Origin of the sequence: Streptomyces albus subsp. chlorinus, from assembly GCF_013302895.1 — a bacterium.
Lineage (GTDB): Bacteria > Actinomycetota > Actinomycetes > Streptomycetales > Streptomycetaceae > Streptomyces > Streptomyces chlorinus.
The window spans coordinates 1,649,870-1,655,669 of sequence record NZ_VJOK01000001.1; the positions used below are offsets into that span (position 1 = coordinate 1,649,870).

Here is a 5,800-nt window from a genome sequence, read left to right on the forward strand (position 1 = left end):
GGTCGCGGCCGATGTGCGCCTGCTGCGCGCCGAGGGCTCCCCGGGGACGCTGGCCGTCGCCGTGGCCGTGCCGTCGCACACCTCCGACGGGCTGACCCATGGCCCGGCCCTGGCCCGCACGCTGCTCGAACAGAACCGCATCCCGGTGGCGCAGCTCGACATGGACCTGCGCGTGGCGCGCACCAACGCCGCCTTCGAGTCGCTGCGCCCCGAGGACGCCGACGACGGCTGGCTGATGGCGCTGCCGGGCGCCGAGGGCGAGGAGTCGGCCCGTGAGGCGCTGGCGCGGGTCGCGCGGAGCGGCACGGTGCTGGTGGCGGGCGAGTTCCGGCACGGGCCGCCCGGCTCCGACCTGAGCCTCTTCCTGTCCGCCATGCGCGTGGACGGTCCGCTCGGGGAGCCGCTCGGCGTCGTCGTCACGGCACGCGAGGTCACCCAGCGGCAGCGGGCCCGCCGCCGTCTCAGCCAGGCGTACGAGCGGGCCTTCCACCTCGGCTCGTCGCTGGACGTGGTGCACAGCGCCCGCGACCTGACCGACGTGCTGGTCCCGGCCCTCGGTGACCTGGCCTGCGTCGACTTCCCCGACGACGTCCTCCAGGGGCGCGACCCCCCGCTGGGCTACCCCGGCCAGGCGGTGTCCGCGCCGCGCCGGGTCGCCGTCAAAACGGCGGAGGGCGACTGGCCGGAGCGGCTGGTGCAGGTTGGCGAGCCGGTGCCGCCCGTGCCCGCCGGCCCGCAGACGGCCGGCAGCCTGCTGGAGGACGTGCTCGTCGCGGACGCGCCGACGGCGCGGGAGATCCTCGGTGAGGACCCGGAGCTGATCGCCCGGATGCTGCCGGAGGGCCTGCGCTGCTTCCTGGGCTCACCGCTCTTCCACGGGGGACGCTTCTTCGGGTACGTGCAGGTGTACCGCACTCGCGACACCAGGCCGTTCGGGGAGGACGACCTGCGGTTCCTCAAGGACATGTGCCACCGGACGGCCGCCGCGCTGGACAACGCCTTCCGGTACACCAGGGAGCACCGCACGGCCCTGGTGCTGCAGCGCAGTCTGCTGCCGCCGTCCGCGACCGAGAGCCCGGCGGCCGAGACGGCGGGCTCGTATCTGCCGGCGAGCGGCAGCGCGAGTGTGGGGGGCGACTGGTTCGACGCGTTCCCGCTCTCCTCGCTGCGCATCGCCCTCGTCGTCGGGGACGTCGTCGGCCACGGGCTCCAGGCCACCGCGACGATGGCGCGCACACGCACCGCCGTGCAGACCCTCGCCGATCTCGACCTGCCGCCCGACGAGCTGCTGACCTGCCTGGACGACCTGGTGCAGCGGATGAAGGCGGAGGCCGACCAGCCCGACAGCATCGGCGCCTCGTGCCTGTTCGCCGTCTACGACCCGGTCAGCCGGGAGTGCCGGCTGGCCAGCGCGGGGCACCCGCCGCCCGCGGTGGTGCTGCCCGACGGCACGGTCAGCTACCTGGAGCTGACCCCCGGGCCGCCACTGGGGGTGGGCGACAACCCGTTCGAGGTGGCCAGTGTGACGCTGCCGCCCGGCAGTGTGCTCGCCTTCTACACCGACGGCCTGGTCGGGCACGACCCGGAGGCGGGCATGGCGCGGCTGCTGGTCGACCTGGAGCGGTTGTGCTGTCCCACGCCCGGCCCCGATGCGCACGGCAACCCCCGGCCCCTGGACCAGGTCAGCGGCGAACTGGTGCGCCGCCACCCGCACGCCGAGGACCCGGACGACGACATCACCGTGCTGCTGGCCCGTACCCGTACCGTGCCCGAGAGCGACACCGCCGTGTGGGAACTGCCGGCCGATCCGGCGGCGGTGCAGACGGCACGGGAGCACGTGACCTCCCAACTGGAGCGGTGGGGGCTGGTGGAGGAGGTCTTCACCACCGAGCTGATCGTCAGCGAACTGGTCACCAACGCCCTCCGTTACGCGGGCGGCCCGATCGGGCTGCGGCTGATCCGCGACCACGTCCTGGTGTGCGAGGTCTCCGATCCGAGCAACACCCAGCCGCGGCTGCGGCGCGCCCTGACCACCGACGAGGGCGGCCGGGGCCTGTTCCTGGTCGCCCAGCTCGCCCGGCGCTGGGGCAGCAGGTACGGGGACCGCGGCAAGACCATCTGGACGGAACAGGAGCTGGGCACCCCGGGCGCGGGCCGCGCGTTATCGTGACCGTAGGCCACGCGCTGGGGGTGTGGGATGGGCGGTTCACCGGCTGACCCCGTCGAACGGGGCTTTCCGCATCTGGAGACGGTGCGCGAGGCGATCACGGCGCTGTACCGGCGGATGTCCCCCGAGGGGCTGCGCGGCTTCGACACCAGCGTCGCCCCCGCCGATGTCTCCTTCACCGGCGCGGACGACCTGTATCCGGGCGCGCAGCGGGTGGCCGGGGTGATGGTGCGGCACCTGCGGCTGCCCGAGGCCCGGGTGATCGTCAGCTTCCGCGAGATGACCCACGCCGCGAACGTCGAACTGGCGGCCGGACCCGAGTACTTCGTCGAACTCAACGCCCGCTTCAAGGAGCACCGCGCCGACATCGGCGCCGCCCTCGCCCACGAGGTGACCCACGTGTGGCTGCACCGGCTGGGCCTCGCCTTCCCCGGCACCCGCGCCAACGAGATCCTCACCGACACCGCCGCCGCCTACCTCGGCGCCGGCTGGCTGCTGCTGGACGCCTTCCGGCAGGACGCCCTCACCTCGCAGAAACTGGGCTACCTCACCCCGGAGGAGTTCGGCTACGTCCTGGCCAAACGGGCACGGCTCTTCGGTGAGGACCCCGCGGTCTGGTTCACCAGCCCGCAGGCGTACGAGGCGTATGTGCGCGGCCGGGAGAGGGCCGAGCGCGACGAGGAGCTTCCACCGCTGGCAGCGGCGCCGTGGCGGGAGCGCAGACGCTATGTGAGGGACCGGCGCCTGGGCCGGGCGCGGCCCGGCCACCTCGACGGGTACGCCTTCGAACCGGACGGCTCGGGCCTGCGCGTCTCCTTCCCGTGCCCCACCTGCCGGGTACGGGTGCGGGTGGCCGTACGGGGGCCGGTGCGGGTGCGCTGCGGGCTGTGCGGTTCGGTGTGGGCCTGCGACACATGAGGCACCTGGCCCCGTCCTGGCGTAGGTTTCGGGCATGAGCCCTTCCATCGCTACCAACACCCGGGTCGGCCTCGATGAGGTACTGGAGTTCGTACGGCCGAGGCACCGGGCGATCCTGCTGACGCGGCGCCAGGACGGCGCCCCCCAGGCATCGCCGCTGACGTGTGGCGTGGACACCGCGGGACGCATCGTCGTGTCCACCTACCCCGAGCGGTCCAAGACGCACAACGCGCGGCGCGATCCGCGGGTGAGCGTCCTGGTGCTGTCGGACGAGTGGAACGGGCCGTGGGTGCAGATCGACGGCGACGCCGAGGTGCTGGACGTGCCGGAGTCGGTGGAGCCCCTGGTGGAGTACTACCGGGTGATCTCCGGTGAGCACCCGGACTGGGACGAGTACCGGGAGGCCATGCGCAAGCAGGGCAAGTCCCTGATCCGGGTGACGCCGCGCCGGTGGGGGCCGATCGCGACGGGCGGGTTCCCGGCACGGCTGGCCCCCGGGGAGCCGACCGGCTGAACGGTGAGCCCGGGTACGCCTGACCCGCGGCCCGGGCCGGGCGCCGGGGTCGGGAGCGCCGGCCGGCCGTGGCCCGGGATCAGGCCACGGCGCGGCGCCAGGTCGCCGGGATAGCGCGGCGCCAGGCCGCCGGGATCAAGGGGACGCGGTGTCAGACCGCCGGGATCAGGCGGGCGCGGAGTCAGTCCGCCGGGATCAGGTGGGGGACGAAGCGTGCGTACTCGTCCGTGACGAGCCCCGCGGACTCGCGGATGCCCAGACCCGCGGCCTCCCCGTCCACCACCCACGTGCCCAGCACCGTCCGGTTGCCGTCGAAGTCGGGCAGCGGGCACAGCGCCTGGTAGCAGCACGGCTCGTCCCGCACCACCGGCTCGGCACCAGGCTCGTGCAGCGTGACGCCCGCGCCCTCGCGGCCCAGCAGGGGCTTGGCCGCCCAGCCGGTGGTGTGCGCCAGCTCGCGCGGCCCGTCCAGGTAGGCGGGCAGCAGGTTGGGGTGGCCGGGGAACAGCTCCCACAGGACGGCCAGCACCGCCTTGTTGGACAGCAGCATCTTCCACGCGGGCTCGATCCACAGGGTGGTGCCGGTGCCGCCCCCGTTGTCGAGGGTCTCCAGCACGTGCGGGCCGAACCGGTCGGAGGCCAGCCACTCCCAGGGGTAGAGCTTGAAACAGGCGCGGATGAACGTCAGCCGCTGGTCGACGAACCGTCCCGAGAGCCGGTCCCAGCCGATCTGCTCCACCGGAATGGCGACGGTCTCCAGCCCCGCCTGCTCGGCCGTCTCCTGGAGGTAGGCGACGGTCATCAGGTCCTCGCCCAGCTCGTCGCGGGCCGAGTGGGCGAAGTGCACGGGCGCGCCCGGCGGCAGCAGCGCCGCCTGCCTCTTCCACGCGTCCACCAGCCGCTCGTGCAGCGAGTTCCACTGGTCGGCGCCGGGGAAGCGCTCCTCCATCCAGAACCACTGCGGAGAGGCCGCCTCCACCAGTGAGGTGGGCGTGTCCGCGTTGTACTCCAGCAGCTTGGCGGGCTCGCCGCGCCCGTCGTAGCGCAGGTCGAACCGCCCGTAGAGGCTGGGCACCTCGTCGCGCCGCCGCCAGGACTCGGCGACCCGGGCCGCCAGCGCCGGATCGGTGATGCCCAGGTCGGCGAAGCGGCCGGCCTCCACGATGTGCTCGGCGGCCTCCAGACACATGCCGTGCAGCTCCTCCACCACCTCCTCCAGTGCCTCGACCTCGGGGAGGGAGAAGGAGTAGTAGGCGCTCTCGTCCCAGTAGGGGCGCAGGGAGCCGTCGGGGTACCGCGTCAGCGGGTAGATGCAGCCCTGCTCCTCGACGGTCTCCTGCCAGCCCGGGCGGGGGGCGAGGGTGTGGCGCTCCATGCGGGTTTCCGGCCTTCCTGCTCGTGGGCCCTCGCGCCGCCTCAGCCGCCGAACCCGCCGCCGCCGCTGCTGTCGTCATCGTCGTCGCAGCCGAAACCGGCCCGCTCCACGGCCGCGGCGTGGATGAACGTGCCGCCCTCGGCGCGCCCGCGCTCCTCGTGGCCGCCGTAGTACCAGGCCGTGCCGGGCCCGTCGGCGCGCCGCCCGCCGTCCTGACGACCGCCCTCCTGACGACCGCGGTCGTGAAGGCCGCGGTCGTGAAGGCCGCGGTCGTGACGGGCCGGGGCGGTGGCGGCGGCCCGGGTGGTGGCGGCGGCCGGGAAGGCGGCGGAGCCCGCCTGCGGCCCGGTACCCGGCGCCTCGCACTGACTGGGCGGCAGAACGCGGTAGCCGCGCACCGCGTCGTAGCTGTCGGGGTCCACGCACCGCTTGTCCGGCTCCGACGAGTACCCGGACAGCGCCACCGCGAGCGCGCCCATGCTGCCGAGCACGACCGTGGACGAGCGCAGCTTGCGCCGCCGTGCCGGACCTGTCCCCCGACCGGCCCCCGGCTCGCCGCTGTGCGGCTCCGACGCGGTGTCGTGCGGCTTCGGTGCCGCGCTGTGCGGTTGCGGTGCCGCGCTGTGCGGTTGCGGCGTGACGGTCATGCGGAGCCCCCTGCGTACGACGATCGAACTACCGCGCACACCTTAGCCCGTACGAGTCAGCTCCCCCACCAGCCGTTCGCAACCGGTGATGTAGTGGCGGGCCGCCCGCGCGGTGACCCTCGTCCCGTCGTGAACGGCCGTGTCGCGGAGGCGGCGCAGTCCGTCGAAGACGGCGACGA

General features: G+C 74.0%; 5 protein-coding genes. 3 read left to right on the forward strand and 2 right to left on the reverse strand.

Going from position 1 to position 5,800, the window contains the following annotated elements:
• The first annotated feature begins 67 nt into the window (after nucleotides 1–67).
• From FM076_RS07495 to FM076_RS07505, 3 genes are read left to right on the forward strand one after another with little or no spacing between them, the layout of a single operon-like run.
• Nucleotides 68–2,170 (forward strand): SpoIIE family protein phosphatase, encoded by a 2,103-nt coding sequence (locus FM076_RS07495; RefSeq protein ID WP_430625938.1) that lies wholly within the window; start codon nucleotides 68–70, stop codon nucleotides 2,168–2,170.
• Between the two features lie 27 nt (nucleotides 2,171–2,197).
• Complete coding sequence (locus FM076_RS07500) at nucleotides 2,198–3,085, forward strand: hypothetical protein (RefSeq protein WP_173869158.1); 888 nt, start codon at nucleotides 2,198–2,200, stop codon at nucleotides 3,083–3,085.
• 34 nt (nucleotides 3,086–3,119) lie between these two features.
• Nucleotides 3,120–3,599, forward strand: a complete 480-nt coding sequence (locus FM076_RS07505; RefSeq protein WP_173869159.1) for a PPOX class F420-dependent oxidoreductase — start codon at nucleotides 3,120–3,122, stop codon at nucleotides 3,597–3,599.
• Nucleotides 3,600–3,780: 181 nt separating this feature from the next.
• Here FM076_RS07505 and FM076_RS07510 read toward each other — a convergent pair whose 3' ends face one another.
• Nucleotides 3,781–4,974 carry a glutathionylspermidine synthase family protein gene (locus FM076_RS07510; protein ID WP_173869160.1) on the reverse strand — a complete coding sequence of 398 codons (1,194 nt, stop codon included), beginning with the start codon at nucleotides 4,972–4,974 and terminating at the stop codon, nucleotides 3,781–3,783.
• 41 nt (nucleotides 4,975–5,015) lie between these two features.
• Entirely contained in the window at nucleotides 5,016–5,621 is a 606-nt protein-coding gene (locus FM076_RS07515; protein WP_428814723.1) for a hypothetical protein, read from the reverse strand.
• Nucleotides 5,622–5,800 lie beyond the last annotated feature (179 nt).